8 protein-coding genes and 1 riboswitch are annotated in these 17,105 nt (G+C 76.4%); of the genes, 7 read left to right on the top strand and 1 reads right to left on the bottom strand.

The features are described 5' to 3' along the window. On the bottom strand, positions 1 to 2,120 hold a 2,120-nt coding region (locus tag FRCN3DRAFT_RS54940; RefSeq protein WP_035924546.1), incomplete at its 3' end, for a hypothetical protein. 539 nt (positions 2,121 to 2,659) lie between these two features. Between FRCN3DRAFT_RS54940 and FRCN3DRAFT_RS0209135 the strand changes: the two genes are divergently transcribed. From FRCN3DRAFT_RS0209135 to FRCN3DRAFT_RS0209105, 7 genes are all read left to right on the top strand, one after another. Then, the gene (locus tag FRCN3DRAFT_RS0209135) at positions 2,660 to 3,625 is read left to right on the top strand and encodes an AAA family ATPase (protein WP_007520403.1); all 966 of its coding nucleotides are present in this window, start codon (positions 2,660 to 2,662) and stop codon (positions 3,623 to 3,625) included. Between the two features lie 3 nt (positions 3,626 to 3,628). Further along, the gene (locus FRCN3DRAFT_RS0209130) at positions 3,629 to 5,317 is read left to right on the top strand and encodes a DUF58 domain-containing protein (protein ID WP_007520401.1); all 1,689 of its coding nucleotides are present in this window, start codon (positions 3,629 to 3,631) and stop codon (positions 5,315 to 5,317) included. A 137-nt stretch (positions 5,318 to 5,454) separates the two neighbouring features. Continuing rightward, positions 5,455 to 8,199: a transglutaminase-like domain-containing protein gene (locus tag FRCN3DRAFT_RS43520; protein ID WP_051466202.1), complete on the top strand. Its 2,745-nt coding sequence runs from the start codon at positions 5,455 to 5,457 to the stop codon at positions 8,197 to 8,199. A gap of 40 nt (positions 8,200 to 8,239) precedes the next feature. Further along, the gene (locus FRCN3DRAFT_RS0209120) at positions 8,240 to 8,635 is read left to right on the top strand and encodes a VOC family protein (RefSeq protein WP_007512613.1); all 396 of its coding nucleotides are present in this window, start codon (positions 8,240 to 8,242) and stop codon (positions 8,633 to 8,635) included. A gap of 406 nt (positions 8,636 to 9,041) precedes the next feature. After that, on the top strand, positions 9,042 to 11,756 hold the full coding sequence (locus FRCN3DRAFT_RS0209115) for a PASTA domain-containing protein (protein ID WP_007512615.1): 2,715 nt from the start codon (positions 9,042 to 9,044) through the stop codon (positions 11,754 to 11,756). A 279-nt stretch (positions 11,757 to 12,035) separates the two neighbouring features. Beyond that, positions 12,036 to 12,147, top strand: a riboswitch (SAM riboswitch). A 56-nt stretch (positions 12,148 to 12,203) separates the two neighbouring features. Beyond that, the gene (locus tag FRCN3DRAFT_RS0209110) at positions 12,204 to 13,199 is read left to right on the top strand and encodes a DUF3293 domain-containing protein (RefSeq protein WP_007512619.1); all 996 of its coding nucleotides are present in this window, start codon (positions 12,204 to 12,206) and stop codon (positions 13,197 to 13,199) included. Next, positions 13,192 to 17,103: a hypothetical protein gene (locus FRCN3DRAFT_RS0209105; RefSeq protein ID WP_007512621.1), complete on the top strand. Its 3,912-nt coding sequence runs from the start codon at positions 13,192 to 13,194 to the stop codon at positions 17,101 to 17,103. Before FRCN3DRAFT_RS0209110 ends, FRCN3DRAFT_RS0209105 begins: the two co-directional genes overlap by 8 nt. Positions 17,104 to 17,105 lie beyond the last annotated feature (2 nt).

Raw genomic sequence — 17,105 nt, 5'->3', positions numbered from 1 at the left:
TCGCCGGGTCCTGGCTGGGCGGGGCCCGCGGTCTGCTCGGGTGGCTGGGTCGCGGTGGGCTCCGGCTGGGGTGGCGCGGCGGTGCGGCTCGGCGTCGGCCGCGGGTCCGTCGGCCCCCGCGAGGTCGGCGGCTGGCTGGGGTCGGGCCTGCCCGTACCGCTAGGCCGGCCGCCGCCAGGGCCGCCGGGCTGGCCGCCACCCCGGCCGTTCCCATCGTTCCCGCCGTTGCCGTTCCCGCCATTGCCGTTGCCACCACCACGGCCGCCGCCGAGGTCGCCTCCCCAGCCGTCGCCGCCGGGGGCTCCTCGACCCGGCCAGACCTGCCCCCGCCCGTCACCCGGCCCCGCGCCGCCGGCCGGCTGGGACGGCAGGCCGCCGGGCGTCCGGCCCGGCGGCAGTGGCTTCGGCGTGGCGGTGTGCTCGCCGCCGGGCAACGCCGTCCCGAACTTCAGGATGGTCCGCGGTGTGGCGCCGTCGACGAGGACGACGTTGGGGCCGGCCTCGTCGTTGATCCAGAGCTGGCCGTTCTGGACGCCCGCGGTGATCCGGGCCTGGCCGCCCGCCGGCGCGACCTGCACCGGCGGGGCGAAGCGCCCGGTCGCGGGGTCGTAGGCCCAGACCACGCCAGCGTCCGAGTCCGGCACGTAGACCTGGCCGTCGTGCCAGACCGGCGCGCCCAGCTGGCGACCGCCGGCGGTCGCCCCGGTGCCCGACCCCGTCGCTCCGGTGCCCGACCCGCCATCCGCGCCCGACCCGCCATCCGCGCCCGACCCGCCATCCGCGCCACCCGCGATGCCGGCGGCGGCACCGCCGGCCCTGGCGAGCGCGGCCAGGTCGATGCCGGCTCCGCCGATGGCCGGCAGGTCCGTCGCGCTCACCCGGCCCGCGTCCAGGTCGACGAGCACCAGCCGTCCCGTGGCCGGCTCGGCCAGCGCTAGGACGTGGCCCTCGGTCCGCGCCGGCACCAGCACCTGACGCCCGCTGTCGGCACCGGCCGCGCCGCTGTCGACCGGCAACCGCAGCGGCGCCTCGACGCCGTCGGCCGTCAGCCGGGAGACCGTGCCCGCCGTGCGGTCGACGATGACCGGCGATCCGCCGACCACCGCCGCGTCGATCCGGTCGCCGGCCGTCGCCACGGGTACCGGTGTTCCCGGCGCCCCCGCGCGGACCGGGACGACCGTGCCGGCGCTGGGCACCGGCACCCAGAGGGTCCCGTCCATGGTCTGGGCGACCGCGCCGAGGCCCGGCGGGAAGGTGACCGGCGAGCCCAGCTCGGCCAGCGTGCGCGGGTCGAGGCGGGTCACGAGCCCGCCGGCCGCGTCGATGGCGTAGGCGTCGCCGCCCGCGGCGCTGACCGTCGTGCCCCGCGGGTACGCCACGGTGGCGACGATCTCCAGCAGCGCCGGGTCGATCCGCAGCACGGTCCCCGCCGCGGCGTCGACGACGATGACCGCCGCGCCCGGCGGCACGGCCCCCAGGCCTGCGGCCGGGTCGTTCGCGCCAGCCGAGCCACCGATGGCACCGGCCGGGCCGGCCGGGCCGGTCGACCCCGGCCCGGTCGCCCCGGGCACGGCCGGGGTCGCCGGCGCCTCCGGGTTCGCGGCCGCCGCCTCCGCCGCGGCCGCGGCGGAACGAGACGCCTCGGCGGAGCGGGTCGCCGTCGGTGTGGCGAAGTCGGTGAGCACGGCCAGCTGGTGCCCGGCCGTGCCGGGAAGGGCGACGGCCGCGTCCGCGACCCCGGACGGGCCGTTGACATGGAACAGCAGGCCGAACTGCTCGCTGACCAGCCAGCCCCCGCCGTCACTCAGGTCGAGCGTCACCGGCCGGGAGCCGCGCCCGAGGACGGTGGCCGCGACGACGGTGGCCAGCGCGAGCGCCGCGACGACCGAGGTGACCTGCCGGGCACGTCCCGGCCTCGCTGGGACGCGCCCCGGCTCACCCGGCCCGGCCGGCTCGGCGGGCTCATCGGGCCCGCCAGGCCCGCCTGGCGGGCCTGGCGGGCCGGAGGCGGGGCGGTCCGCCGGGCTGCCGGGGTCGCCCTGCCCGGTCGGGCCTGGCGGCAGGGCGCCGCCCAGGCCGATCCGGGAGGTCGGCGGTCCGTGAGGGCCTGTGCGCGTCACGGCACGTCTGACGTCGGGATGTACCGGTGGGTTGCGCCCCGATCTTCTCCGTATGCGCGGGGTTACCCCTACTTCGTCCTGAAATCATCCACAACCACGAGATCCACAACTCCTGGGCGAGCCAACGCAACGAACTCGACAGGCTCGCCGTCGTATGTGAGCGAACCGCTTCGGACCGTGGGGACACGGGCGCGCACACCGAATGCGGTTCCGGGTGGCTCCCCCCGCCGCCCGCGGGCGGGTCGCGCCGGATCGTCCCCCTCGGACGGCGCGGCCCGCCCTCACCGCGGCTGGGTCTGGTCGCTCCAGAACCTCCAGCACGCGAGAACACCCGGTCAGCTCGCGAGGCCCGGTCGGCCAGGCAGGCCCCCAGGCCGTGCCCGCACGCCGGCTGGTCCGCGCGCGTCCGGCGACCCATGATCGCCGGCACCTTCGCCGGGGCCTCCAAGCCATCACGAACTCGGTGCCCATCAAGAACTCGGTGCCCATCAGGAAGGAGTGGCTGTGACGATCGCCGGTCCCGAGGGAGGCGACGGACGGTGAGCGACGAGCTGGACACGTTCGCGGCCGCGTTCGCCGATGTGGTCACGAACGTCGAGCGCGTGATCCGCGGCAAGCGGGAGGCGATCGAGCTCGCGGTGATCTGCCTGTTCGCGGAAGGCCACCTGCTGATCGAGGACGTCCCGGGGCTCGGCAAGACGACGCTCGCCCGCAGCCTCGCGGCGTCGGTGAACGCCAGCTCCCACCGGATCCAGTTCACCCCCGACCTGCTGCCTTCCGACATCACCGGCACCACGGTCTACAACCAGCGCCTCGGCGAGTTCGGCTTCCGGCCGGGCCCGGTGTTCGCGAACCTCGTCATCGGCGACGAGATCAACAGGGCCTCGCCGAAGACCCAGTCCGCGCTGCTCGAGGTGATGGAGGAGGGGTTCGTCACCGTCGACGGCACCCGCTACCAGGTGCCGCTGCCGTTCATGGTCGTCGCGACGCAGAACCCGGTCGACATGGACGGCACCTACGCGCTGCCGGAGGCACAGGTCGACCGTTTCCTGATGCGGCTGCGGCTCGGTTACCCCGGGACCGACGCGGAGCTCGAGATCCTCGAGGGCCACCAGGTGGGCCGCCGCGTCGAGGACCTGGCGCCGGTCATGCGCGCCGAGGACGTCGTCGCCCACACCGAGCGCACCCTGTCGGTGCACGTCGCGCCGGCGCTGCGCCGCTACATCGTGGACATCGTCGCCGCGACCAGGCGCATCCCGGACGTGCTGCGCCTGGGCGCGAGCCCGCGCGGCAGCATCGCGCTGCTGCGCGCGGTGCAGGTGCGGGCCGCCGCCGGCGGCCGCGAGTTCGCCACCCCGGACGACGTGAAGACGCTGGCGAAGCCGGTGCTGGCCCACCGCCTGGTGCTCAGCCCGGAGACCGAGCTGAAGCGGGTGACCGCCGAGGACGTGGTCGACGAGGTCGTGCGGGCGGTTCCGTCGCCGCGCCGCCTCGTGGGCGTGTAGCCGATGGGCGCCTACCCGCCGGGTCCAGGTTCGTCGGGCCTCCACCTGGTGGACCTGACCGACCCGGCCTCTGACCAGGACTCTGACCGGGACCCGAGCCCACCCGCTTACCCGGGCACGGACGAGGACATCGACGCGGGCCTCGCGGACGCGGGCGAGGAGGACACCTCGACGCCCCGCGGCGCGCGGTCCATGCCCACGGCGGCGGACGCCGTCCCATCGGCACCCGCCGCCGTCATGCCGGCACCGGCGAGCGAGCCGGTCGTCGTCACCCGCGTCACCCCCCTGGGTCTCGGGCTGCTCGGCGTCGCGGTCGTCCTGGCGGCCGGGGCGGCCGTGCTGCGCTACCCGGAGCTCGTGGCGCTGGCCGCGGCGGCGGTCTGCGCGCTGCTGGTCGCGGCGCTGTCGGTGGCCCGCAGGCCGCGGCTGCGGGCGACGCTGCGGGTGGACCCGAGCGGTGTCGCCCGGGGCGAGCCGGCGGCACTGGCCATCGAGATCCACAACCCCTCCCGGCGTCCCTCGCCGCCTGTGCGCCTGGACATCCCCTGGAGCCACGGCGCGGGCGCCGGCATGAGCCCGGGCGACGGCTTCGCCGGCCGCCTGGAGGGTCGGGTGGGCGGCGGCACGGCCGCCCACCCGATCGGGAAGATCGTCGTCGACGTCCGCCGGGTGCCCGGCGCGGGAACCCGGGCGTTCGACATCGCGCTCGACACGCGGCGGCGCGGCGTGATCTCGCTCGGGCCGGTCCTGGTGCGCCGCGCGGACCCGTTCGGGCTGGTGAGCTCGACGGCACGGCTGTCCGCCGCCGGCGTGCTGCGGGTACGGCCGCGAGCCCGCCCGCTCGGCGCGCCACCGGCCGCGCCCGCGCGGGACCCGGACGGCCGGACCGCCGACGGCGCCGCCGGCGGTGTCATCTTCCACGGGCTCCGGGAGTACGTCAGCGGCGAGGATCTGCGGTTCGTCCACTGGCCGTCCAGCGCCCGCACGGGCGTGCTGATGGTCCGCCAGCACGTCGAGCCGAGCGAGCCCGCCTCGACCGTCGTGCTGGACACCCGTGCGGACGCCTACCCGCCCGGTGAGGTCGGCGCGGAGACCTTCGAGGAGGCCGTCGACGTCGCCGCCTCGGTCGTGCTCGGCTGCGCGCGGGAGTCGCTCGGCGTCGTCCTGCTCACCACCGGCGGGGTACGCCGCGCCGGCCGGGGCCGGGTGCCCGAGACCGAGGCGCTGCTCGACGAGCTCGCCGAGATCGCGCTCGAACCGGCGGGCACGCTCGAGGTGCTCAGCACGGTGCGCCGCGGCGGCGTCGGGACGCTGGTCGTGGTGACCGGCGGCTTCGACGGCGGCCAGCTGCGCGCCGTCGCCCCCGTCGTCCACCGGTTCGGACAGGTGGTGGTGATCCGGGTCGGCGCGCGCAGCCTGGCGGCCGCCAGGGCGCGCTCGCGGCGTACGCCGGCCGAGCGGCCCCGGCTGCGCAGGGCGGCGGACCTGGACGCCGCGGCCCTGCTCGGCCGGTTCGACCTGATCGGCCGGCCGAGCGACGTGGGCACCAGTGTGGCGGGCCGGCTGCGGGTCCTCGACATCCCGGATGCCTCCCGGCTGCCCGAGGCCTGGCCGGTGGGCGGCCGGGGACGGGCCGCGGCCGGAGTGCGGTCGAACACGCGCGCGGGCTACTTCGGTGGCGGGGGCGCGTGAAGGGGCAGGACGGTCCAGACCTGTTGGAGAACCTGCGCCGCCGCGAGCGGCGCGAGTCCTCTCCCGGACCCGCGGGATCCGCTGGCAGGCCGCGGCCACGAGGGAAGATCGACTCACCGACCGCGCCGACGGTACCCATGGCCAGGCTGTCGGAGGCGCCGACGATGGCGGCACCCGTGCCCGTGCCCGTGCCCGTCCCCGGGTCGCGGACCGGTGCGGGCCACGGTGACACCGACCCCAGCGGTCGCGGCGGAGGCGGCGGCCCGGATACCTCCAACACCCCTGACGCCGCTGACGCCAGGGGCGGCGGGCGGGAGCGGCGGGCCGCGCCCGGTGGGTCTGACCGGCGAGCCGCCGGCCGGGCGGGACCGCGCCGGTCTCTCGTCGTGTTCGGCCTGGAACGGGACCGCCCGGACGGGCCGGCGCAGCGGTGGCCGCGACGCGTCCTCGCTCTGGTACTCGTCGCCGGGCTCGCGGCGGTCGACGGCTGGGGTTTCCTGCGGCTGTTCTCCCCCGTCGACCTGCGACTGGCCATCCCGGCGGCGGCCGCCGGGCCGGTCGTGCTGGTCGGGGCGGTGTCCTGGCGGCGGGGCCGGCCCGCGCCGTTCGCGCTCTCGGCGCTGCTGTGGACGGCCGGGTTCGTCGCCACCGCCGGCACGATGATCGCCTCCGGAGGGCCGCTCGACCGGCTCGCGACGGTCCGCGACGGCGTGGTGGGCGGGCCGGCGCGGCTGCTCGACGTCGCGGTGCCGTCCCCGGCCGAGCCGGACCTGCTCGTCGTCCCGGTCCTGGTCGTCTGGCTCGCCGCCGCCGTGGGCGCCGAGCTGGCCGTGCGTACCAGGGCCAGGTTGCTGCCCGCCCTGCCCGCTCTGCTCGGGCTGCTCGCCGGGACCGCCGCCTCGCTCCCGGCGGCCGGGTCGAACCTGGTGCCCGCGGCGGCTCTGACGGTGCTCGCTGGGCTGTTCGCGCTGGTCCGCCGGCCGACGGCTGGGCCACCGCCGCGGATCACGGTCGGCCCGGACCGGCCGTCGCGCCTGCCGGGGGCGGCGCGGGCGACGGCGGCGCTGGCGGTGGTCGTGGCCGCGGGGCTCGCGGCGGGGGGCGAGCTGCCGGCGGCTCTGGGCGCGGGCGCACCGGTCGACCCGCGGGCGTACCGGTCCACACCGGCCACGCCGGTCGACGGGCTGAACCCGCTGTCCGCGCTCGCGGGCTGGAGCACCCACCCCGACGAGGCCCTGTTCACCGTCCGGCTGACGGGCCAGGGCGCCGGGCCGGTCCCGCTGCGGCTGGCCGTGCTGTCCGGCTTCGACGGCGCCACCTGGACGTCGCCCGCCCGCTACACCCGGGCTGGCCAGGTGGTGCCCACCAGCGCGGGAGCCGACGCCGGAGCCGAAGACGGCGGCGCGCGGGTCGTCCAGCAGCTGACGGTCACCGGCCTGACCGGCCAGCTCCTGCCGGCGCTCGACCGGCCGGTCGAGCTCGCCGCGCCCACCGGTCCACCCGCCGCCACCGCGGGCGCGAGGGGTACGGCGGCGGGTGCGGCGGGCGCGGGCGGCGGCGGCTTCGCCGTCGATCTGGCCGACGGCCTGTTGCTGCGGACGGCGCCGCTCGCCACGGGTGAGCGGTTCACCGTCGTGTCCGCGCCGCGGCCGACCCACCCCTTGGGCGAGCTCGCCGCGCTGACCACCGCGACGACGGCGACCGCCGCCGCGGACGCCGAGTACCTCGCCCTGCCGGCCGACGTCCCGCCGGTGCTGCGCGCGCTGGCGAAGGTCGCGGCCGGCCAGGGCAACGGCCCGTTCCAGCAGGCCGCGCTGCTACAGCACTACCTCGCGACCAACTTCCAGTTCGACCCCCAGGTGCCGCCGGGCCACTCACTCGCCCACGTCGAGCACTTCGTCGCCGACACCCGGCGCGGCACGTCCGAGCAGTTCGCGACCACGTTCGTCCTGGCCGCCCGCATCCTCGGCCTGCCGAGCCGGGTGGTCGTCGGCTTCGCTCCCGACGCGCCGGCCGGGTCCGCGACTGTCACCGTGACCGGGCGCCACGCGCTCGCCTGGGCGGAGGTTCGCTTCGACCGCGCGGGCTGGCTGCCCTTCTTCCCCACGCCGGCGGCGACCGACTCCCGGGGCGCCGCGCTCGCGGGCTCCGGCCAGGGCGAGTCAGCGACGCAGGCCGCGGCGGTGGACGCGGCGGTGCGCGGGCCGCTGACCGCTCCGGCGACCGTGGCGCGACCGGCCGTCACGGTCGCGCCGTCGCCCGGCCGAGCCGCCGACATCCGCGGGCCGCTGGCGACGGCCGGGCTCACCGCGGCCGCGCTCCTGGCCGGCTATCTGCTGGTCGCGTTCGCCCGGCCGGCGGCGCGCCGCCGGCGCCGGCTGTCCGCCCGCCGCCGGCCGCGCGAACGGGTGGTCCTCGCCTGGACGCATGCCCTCGACGCGCTCGCCTCGGCGGGTGTGCCGGTGCCCGACTCGGCGAGCCCGACCGAGGTCGTCCAGCTCGGCGCGAGCGCGGTCGGTGGCGCGGGAGAGCACGGCACGGGGCGGGGGTCCGGCCTGAGCTCCCTGCGCGGCCTCGCGAACCTGGCGACGCTCGCGCTGTTCGGCCCGGACTCCGGCGCGGGCATCGCCTCGACGAACGGCGCGAGCGTCCGGCCGCGGCGGCTGCCCGCCGAGCCGCCCGAGCCGGCCGGCGCGCCCGGGGCCGGCGCGCCCGGCGCCGCCGGAAACGCGGCGGCCGGCTGGGAAGGCCCCTGGGGCGCCCGCGCGGCCGACGAGGCACGGCGCCTGGCGACCACCGTCGAGCGGGCCGCCCGGCGAGCGGCGTCCCCTCGTCGCCGCCTGGCCACCCGCCTGGCACCCCGGCGCGTTCTCGGTCGATAGCGCCAGGGCTGGCCGGGTTGCGGGCCGATAGGTTCGTCGCGTGCGACTCGGACTGGTGGCATTGATCGTCGAGGATTACGACCCCGCGATCGCGTTCTTCACCGACGTTCTCGGCTTCGAGCTGGTCGAGGACTCGCCGGCGGTGACCACGCACACGGCGCGCCCGAAGCGCTGGGTCGTGGTCCGGCCGCCCGGCGCCGAGACGGGCATCCTGCTCGCCCGCGCCGACGGCGAGCGCCAGGCGGCGGCCATCGGCGACCAGGTCGCCGGCCGGGTCGGATTCTTCCTGAACGTCGACGACTTCGGGGCCACCTACCGGCGGCTGGTCGCCGCGAGCGTCACCTTCGTGACGGAGCCGCGCACCGAGCCCTACGGCAAGGTGGTCGTCTTCCTCGACATCGCCGGCAACCGCTGGGACCTCATCGGCCCTGCCTAGGCCGGCCCCGCCGGTGGATCGCGCGCTCGCCGCTGAAACGCCGGATGGCCAACGCTCGCCAGCCCCCGGCGCCGGCCCGCATCGAAGCGCGACAATGGCGTCATATCTCTCGGGACCTCGCTCGCCGGCGCCTCTGCCCGTCCGTCGCGTCACCCACCCATGGGCCTTCTCATCCGTCAGTGCCAGGACGGAGGGGGCCGCGCCGCGGTGGCCGGCGCGCCGCGGCCGCGGCGCCTGCTGAGCGAACACCCAGCGTGGCTGGCCGATCGCCTCCCGGCGAGTCGGTCGCAAACGCTGTCGGACCTGTCGGGTATACGACAGAAGACAACCAGACTGTCGCGCTGTGCGTCCTGATGGAGGGACGCGCTGCCGTCCGACCACATTCAAGGTGCATCCCGGGGGCGACGTGGACTCACGCGGAGGCGGGGCCGGCTCGCCCGCGCTCAGGCCAGGCCTGTCCGCGGGCGACGAGCCGGCGCTCCCCCACGACGGCGCCGCGGATCCGGGCCTCGAGTCGCCCGACCCGCCGCGCTCGGCCACGCGGACACCGCCGCTGCCCGGCAGTCCGCTGCGCCCGTCGGACCCGCGCGAGCTCGGCGGCTACGAGCTGCTGACCCGCCTCGGCGAGGGCGGCATGGGCACCGTCTTCCTGGGACGTTCGCCGGCAGGCCGGCGAGTGGCGGTCAAGGTCGTCCGGGCGGAGCTCGCCGACGATCCCGAGTACCGGGCCCGCTTCCGGCGGGAGGCCGAGGTCGCCCAGCGGGTCGCCCGGTACTGCACCGCCGAGGTGCTCGACGCGGTCGACCCCCCGGACGGGGCTCCCTACCTGGTCACCGAGTTCGTCGACGGCCCGTCACTGGCCGAGACGGTCGCCTCCCACGGCCCGCTCGGATCCGCCGACGTCGAACGGCTCGCGGTCAGCGTGGGCAGCGCCCTGATCGTCATCCACGCCGCCGGCCTGGTGCACCGCGACCTCAAGCCGTCCAACGTGCTGCTCTCCCAGTTCGGCCCACGCGTGATCGACTTCGGTGTGGCCTGGACGCCGGACAGCGTGACCGTGACCAGGGACCTGGTGGTCGGCACCCCCGCGTTCATGGCTCCGGAACAGGCGCGCGGCGAGCGGGTGACCGCCGCGGCGGACGTCTTCGCCTGGGGCGGCCTGATGATCTTCGCCGCCACCGGGCGGCGGCCCTTCGGGGGCGGCGCCGTGCCGGCGGTGCTGTTCCGCATCGTCAACAACGACCCCGACCTCGACGGCGTCGACGCGTCGCTCGCCGACGTCGTGCGCGACGCGATGCGCCGCGACCCCGCGGAGCGCCCGACCGCCGGCGAGATCGTCAGCCGGCTGCAGACGCTCAGCTCGACGCGCGGGATCGTGCCGGTCGTCGGCGCCGCCTACCCGGCCACCGGGGCGACCGACCAGGCGAACGCGCTGGCGCCACCGATCCCGGCCCAGGCGAAACCGGACTTCTCGACAGCGTCGGAGGCACCGGACGCCCAGGCCGCCCAGGATCCGGACCTCACCGGCGTCGCCGCGCCGACGACCGCCACGGGCGACGACAACCCGACGGTCGGGTCCGGCCCGATCCCGGCGGACATCGCCGCCGCCGCCAGCGATGGCGACGCCCCCGGGGCGGACGCGGGGACACCCGCCCACCTCGCCGCCGTCGACACCGGCTCGAACGGCGACGGGCCCGCGCCCATGGACACGGTCGTGCTGCGGGGAGGCCAGCCGAAGGAGCGGACCGCCGAGACGCTCACGCTGGCGGGCCGCGGGGGCGGCGCGCAGCTCGAGGAGTACCTCGAGGCGCCCACGACCACGGCCGATCGCCAGTATCGCCGCGAAGCCCTCCCGCGCCGCCGGCACGCGCGGCTCGCCCGGCTCGCCCTGCCCGTGCGGCTGCCCTGGACGACGATCATCAGCGCCTTCAGCGTCCTGGTCGCCCTGGTGGCCGTGGGCGTCGCGGCCAACGCCGCGTTGGACCGGCCACCCGGCGGGGGTCAGTCGGGTGTCCTCGCCGCCGCCTCCGAGCTCACCGTGCCCGGCGACCTGGTGGGTCTCACGGCGGCCGACGCGGAGAAGCGGCTGCGCGCGGCGGGGTTCAGCCATCTGCGCCGCGAGATGACACCGAACATCAAGACCAAGGGCACGGTGCTGCAGGTCCGGCCGGGTGGCGACAGCCGGCTGGAGGCGACGGAGACGATCACACTGGTCGTGTCGGCCGGCCTGGAGTCCATCAAGGTGCCGGAGGTCGTCGGGCTCACCGAGGCCGCGGCGAGGGGCACCCTGCAGGACGCCGGCCTCACCGTCGTGGTGCGGACGAGCACGGCGCGGTCCTTCCTCGGCCCCGGACGGGTCGCCGCCGTGAACCCGGACGCGGGCAGCCAGCTGGCGGCCGGCTCGAAGGTCACGATCACGGTCATCGTGCCCGTCGGCACCCGGTCGCTGGCGAAGATGCCGGACGTCATCGGGAAGCCGACCGACGAGGCGCAGACGGCCGTGCGGGCCGCCGGCTTCACCGACATCGCGCTCGCCTACGTGGCGAGTTCCGCCACCGCCGGCACGGTGACCGCCACCGACCCACCCGCGGGCGGGTCGACGGCCAAGAACGCGACCGTGACGCTGACCGTGTCGAGTGGCCCGGGGCACACCACCGTGACCGACGTCGTCAATCAGCCGGAGGCGGACGCGCGCGCGGCGTTGGAAGGCGCCGGGCTCGTCGTCACAGTCAGGTACGACACCGGGCCGGCGGGTGTCGGCGCTGGCCTGGTGGAGACGGTGGACCCGGTGCCGGGCAGCCAGGTCGCGCTGCACAGCAAGGTGACGATCACGGTCGTCAGCACGCAGGTCACGGTTCCGTATACGGTGGGGACCCAGCGCGCACAGGCCGAGAAGACGCTCAACTCGTACGGGCTCGGCGTGACCGTGGTCCGGCAGGTGAGCGATCAGGCGGTCGGCACGGTGCTCGCGCAGTCGCCGGAGTCGGGCTCCGTACGACGCGGCTCGAGCGTCACGCTGACCATCGCCAGGGCCCCGGACGCGCCCAGCTCCTCCGGCCCGCCGACCGGCCCGACCGGCACCGCCACGCCGACCGTCACCCCGTCGGCAGCCACGCCCTGACCGGGCCTGGTCTCGTCTCGGTCACGTCCAGCCAGGCCAGGCCGCGACGGCACCGAGCCGGACCAGCACCCGGGCCATGGGTTTCCCCGGGCCGGCCGGATCATGCACATGTCCGGCATGTACGGCCGATGGTTCCCGCCGTTCGGAGACGCGCCCGGAGTTCTTGGGAGCGGGGAAAATCTGTCGGACCACGTCGGTACCATCACCATGCATTCAGTGGATCCAGCACGGGTGGCACAAACCTTGCGATACGTATACGGAGGTCCTAATCTAGGGCGCGGTCAAGAGGATGGCGTCAAGACCTGGCTCGTCGTCCGGCAACCTTCGCGCAAGGTGCCCCAGGGAACGACCTGATCGTCTTCGGCGGCAGCCGGCGGCGATAACGCGGATCTCCCGAGCCGACATGGGCACGGGGGTCCACCGAGGCCCCCGGAGGTATACGTGTCGATGCGTCCGAATCGCGGCCGTGCAGAGCTGTTGGCGCTCCTCGGCGCTCAGCCCGAAGCCACGGCGGCGGCCGCCTCCCGCTCGTACCTCGACCGCCGCCACGACCTGCTGGCTCACGACCCGGACTGGCGACGGCCGGAGGTCGCGCGCCTGGACGACGCCTTCGGCCGGCTGCGCGCCGCGGCGGACGCGGAGCGGCGGCTCGCCGGCTACCGGCCGAGCCCGGTCCGCATCGGCGTCGGCGGCGCGACCGTGGTGGTGGCCCCGGCCGCACGCGGCACCACCGACGGGGACTTCCCGTTCTCCGATGTCGAGCGGGTCCACGTCCTCACCGCGTTCAACCCGCGCTCCCGGCCGCTGCGCCCGCACGAGAACGCCAGCCGTCAGCGCGCGCTCGCCGGCAGGGTCGCCGCGACCGGGCTGCCCTCGTGGCCGGCGGTCCGCGGCGAGAAGCACGCCGAGCTCGGCATCGCCGTCGCCGGCCTCACCAGGGCCCGGGCGCAGGAACTCGGCGCCGAGTTCGAGCAGGACGCGATCTTCGAATGGACGCCGGCGGCCTGGTCGCTCGTCCCCTGCGACGAGCTGGTCACGCCGCGAGAGCTCGGCTGGCGCGTCTCCCGCGTCGCGACACCGCTGCCGGACCCGCTGGCCTCCCGGCCGGCGGCCGGCGCCGCGACGACTGGGGCGGACGCGGCACTGGAGACCATCCTCGCCGCCGAGGCTGAGGCCGCCGAGGCCGCGGCGATCGCCAGGGCCAGGGACCAGGCCGGCGACGCGCCGTCGACGGTGACCGAACCGACCGTGCCGGGCCAGCCAACCGCGCCCTCGGCGGGCTCGGCGGCGCCGTCGGGCGCCGGCTCCCAGCCGAACGTGGGATCCCCCTCGGACGCGGCACCCACCTCGCCGGTGGACGAGCCCACCTCGCCGAGGCCCGCGAACGCGGCGAAGGGAGACGCCTCGACCACCCCGCGGGAGCACGGGGGTGGCAATGAGTGAGCCGGTGGCGTTCAACACCGGGCTCCCCCTCGCCGCGCGGCTGCGCGAGCACGTCCTGAACCAGCTGGACGCCGAGCACGAATGGATCGGCCAGGGCCCGGACGGAACGGGACTGGTCTGGCGCCACAGCGAGCTCGGCACCCTGCTCGAGCTGCTCCCCGTGCCTGGGGGCGCCTCGTCGGTCGCCGTGCTGCGGGTCACGACGCCGGTCGCGACCGTCGACGATCTCGCGCGGGCGGTCGCGCTGTGCGGGCGACGCAACAACGAGAGCATGCTCAACCGCTGGCTGGTCGGCCCCTGGCCCGCCATCCCCTACCGGGACGAGCCGGACGACGACCTGGACGACGACGAGGACGACGGCCAGGGCGGCATCCCGCTCCAGGCCGTGTTCGGCCGTGACGAACCGGCCGAGCAGGAGCCGCCGCCCGACCCGAGCCCGGTGCAGCCGGCGCAGTCGATGCAGTCGGCGTGGCCGGTAGGCACGGCCGGCTCGGACGAGGCCTCGGAGGCGGCCGACGATCAGCCCCCCGCGCTCGGGGAGGCCGAGGTCCCCGGCGACGAGCCGCCCGCCGCCGCCGGCGAGCTTGACCTCGGCGCCGACGAGGGCAGCAAGGCCAACGTGCTCTACCTGTCCTGCTCGTTCGTCGTCGGACGGCGCGAACAGCCCGACGAGGATGAGGAAGAAGGCGACGACACCGACTCGGACGACGTCCTCGGCGAGGAGGGCGGGTCCGCGCTCGCCGAGCTCGCCGTCGCCGCGGTCAGCGACCAGATCGCGACCGCGGTCGGTGCCCTCGACGCCGGGCTGCACGACGAGGTCGCGGGAGTCCCGTTCGTGTATCGCGACGCGGAAGGCCAGGCCCGCCCGGGCCGGCACCCGATCGCCCAGTACCACGACGTGCCGCCCGCCGACGCCGAAGCCGACGCCGACAGCACCGCGCTGTGGCGCGGGCTGCTGACCGCCTTCGACGAGCTGCGCTACGACCAGGAGATGGACGGCGGCCCGGTCTGGGGCTCGGGTGACGGGCGCGGCTTCCGCTGCGAGGTGCCGTTCGGCTGGGGGCCGTTCCAGGCCCCGGACGACCGTCCCGTGGAGGTCGTGACCACGCGGGAGACGGCGGGCTCGCTGACGAGCGTCGTGCGGGCCAGCCGGCAGGATCCGCATCCCCTGGCCGGCGAGGGCCTCGTCATCAGCATGCGGACACCGGTGCACCTGCGCCCTGGCGACGACCTCACGGGGCTGCTGGCCGCGCTCAACCGCCAGGACGTGGTCGACCCGGGCGGTGCGCACGGCATCGGCGCCTGGGCCATGCAGGGTGACCAGCCCACCTGGCAGCTCTTCCTGCCGAACGCGCTCGCGGCCGCCGACCAGCTGACCGCCCAGGGGCTGCTGCGCGAGATCCTGCTGGCCGCCGCCGGCGCCTCGCTGCTCGCCCGCCGGCTGCTTCTCCCGGACGAGGAGCTCGTCCGGTTCGACCGTCGCCCGGTCGGCCCGGCCTCCCGGCAGCCGGCCGGGCTCGCGTTCGCGGCGAGCATCGTCGGCGGCGACGAGCCGGCGCTCGTGCTGGACACGCTCTACTCCGGGCTGGTCGGCCCGGACATCGAATGGTCGGTGCTGGACGACGCCGGTTTCGACTGGTGGCCGCACCGCGGGCGCCAACGCGTCCGGGTGACGCCGCGGCCCGTGCCCGACGGCCGGCGCGCCGGCTCGCTGCGCATCTCGACCGAGGTGGCCAGCGGCGTGCGGGCGACCCCCGACCTGCTGCGGCTGCTCGCCCGCCGCAACGCCGAGGACGGCCGCTCGGCGCTGGTACTCGACCCGGCGACCGGCATCGTCGAGGCCGTCGCCAGGATCCACGTCGGGCCGATGGCCTGGACGCCCGACCGGATCTGGGCGCGGCTCGTGGCGATCGACCAACTGGTCCGCGCCGCCGAGGCGGCCGTCGAGCTCACCCGGCTCGGCGGCCCGGGGCACGGCACCGTCGCGGCCGCCTCGGCGCACCCGACGAGTGGTCCCCGCCCCAGCCGCGACGTGCTGTTCGACGTGCTGCCCGACATCCGGGACCGGGCCCGCGAGACCATCCCGGCCGCCCAGGTACGCCCGCTGGTGCTTCCGGTCGCGCTGACGGGGCTGATGGCTCCGCCGCACCGCGTCATCAGCCACCAGCCCGGCCGCGCGCTCACCGTCGAGTGGTGGACCCGCACGTTCGACCCGTCCGGCCCCGCGGCGCGCGGCCGCGGCGAGCTGCTCGTGACCGAGCACCCCGAGCTCGGGCCCGGGGTGCGGGCGCGGACCTACCTCGACTATCTGCCCGGCGACGTCGACGACCGGGCCGCCTGGTGCAACGACCGCAACCGGTCCCTGCTCACCGAGGCGGCGGTCGACGATCTCACCGTGGTCGGTGGCTGGGGCCTGGACGCGGCCGACACCCCGTGCCTGACCACCTGGTTCTTCCCGGAGACGCTGCTCGGCGAGCATCCCGACGAGCTGGCCGCGGCGCTGGGGAAGCTGCTGCGTCTCCAGCAGTGGATCGTCTTCGTCGGCCTCGCCGACTCGCCCGTGGCGCCGTTGACGGACGGGCGATCCGCGGTCGAGCTGGCCGCCGGGCTGCCGTCGCTGTTCGGCGCGTTTCGCGCCGTGCTCGACTACCCGTCCGGGCTCACGCTCACGGCCCGCGTCGCCGACCGCGCCGCCGATCCGTCCACGCGAGGGGCGCTGTCCTCGGAAGGCGCTCCGTCCTCGGAGGGCGCTCCGTTCTCTGAAGGCGCTCCGTCTTCGGAAGGCGATCTGTCGGCCGAAGGCGCTCTGCCTACCGAAGGGGCTCTGCCGGCCGAGGGGGCTCTGTCCTCAGGCGGCATCTCCGTCTCCGCCTCCGCCGAAGCGGGCGAGGAGGCGGGGGAGGTGGTCATCGTCGAGCTGGCGCGGCCGTACACGCCACCGGTGCACGAGGAGCTGATGAGCTGGCCGCGGCTCGCGCAGCCGACCAGCGCGCCGGACCGGCCTCGGATGCTCACCCGGATCGACGCCGGGCTCGATGACCTGCGCGGGTCGCTGGCGCTGCTGCTCACCGCGCTGACGTCCGGCAGCCGGACCTGGCTGCCCGACCTGACCGTCGCCTTCGAGCTGAGCCCGTCGGGCGCCCCGCCGCTGACGGTGCCCGGCCATCTGGGGAACGCGTTCGGGGACGGTCACGTCCGCGACGCCCTCGACCGGCTGCTGTTCGACGGCCTGATCGCGGACGACGGGGAGGGCGCCGGTTTTCTCGTGCTCGCCGAACCGAACGTGCTGACGGAGCCCAGCGCCCCCGGGGCGCGGCAGCTTTCCGGACCGGGCGGTGACGCCGACCCCTCGACCTGGTCGATCCAGGAGGGCGGGTCGGGCACAGGTCCCGACGCGAGCCTCGGGTTCGGCTCCGAGACGGAGACCGAGACCGACGTCGGGCTGGCGCTCGCCGGGGAGCTGGGGCTTGGACGGCGGGCGCGCGGCGCCGTCGCCCGCCTCGCCCCGCCCTACCCCAGCGACCACCCGTTCTACGGCTCGGGCGTGATGGTTCTCGACGTCCACCTCGACCCCGGCGTCACGTCGACCGCTGGCCTGGCCCGGCTGGCCCAGTCCGGCCGTCCCGGTGGCCTCGGCGACCCGGACGCCGCCGAGCGGCAGGCGGGCGACGCCGAGCTCACCGCGGTGGGTGGCCTCCCCCCGATGGCGACCTGCGGCGCCTGGATCGCGCACGAGAAGACGGGAACGCTCACCTACCGGATCTGCCTTCCGCCCGCCTGCCTGCTGTGGCCGTCGCCGGAGTCGGTCGGCTCGGTCGTCGGCGCCGCCTGGCGCATCGCCATCACTCAGGCCCACGCCGCCGCCCGCCTACTCACCACCCCGCTGGCTCGGCCGGCCCGATAGCT

Origin of the sequence: Pseudofrankia saprophytica, from assembly GCF_000235425.2 — a bacterium.
In the GTDB taxonomy this organism is placed as follows: Bacteria; Actinomycetota; Actinomycetes; order Frankiales; family Frankiaceae; genus Pseudofrankia; species Pseudofrankia saprophytica.
Note: the sequence above shows the minus strand (reverse complement) of the source record. Positions and strands in the feature narration are given on the sequence as shown.

Coding starts and splice junctions, on each gene's coding strand:
- FRCN3DRAFT_RS43520 (WP_051466202.1), top strand. CDS start 5,455: ATGGCCAGGCTGTCGGAGGCGCCGACGATGGCGGCACCCGTGCCCGTG.
- FRCN3DRAFT_RS0209130 (WP_007520401.1), top strand. CDS start 3,629: ATGGGCGCCTACCCGCCGGGTCCAGGTTCGTCGGGCCTCCACCTGGTG.
- FRCN3DRAFT_RS0209105 (WP_007512621.1), top strand. CDS start 13,192: ATGAGTGAGCCGGTGGCGTTCAACACCGGGCTCCCCCTCGCCGCGCGG.
- FRCN3DRAFT_RS0209110 (WP_007512619.1), top strand. CDS start 12,204: ATGCGTCCGAATCGCGGCCGTGCAGAGCTGTTGGCGCTCCTCGGCGCT.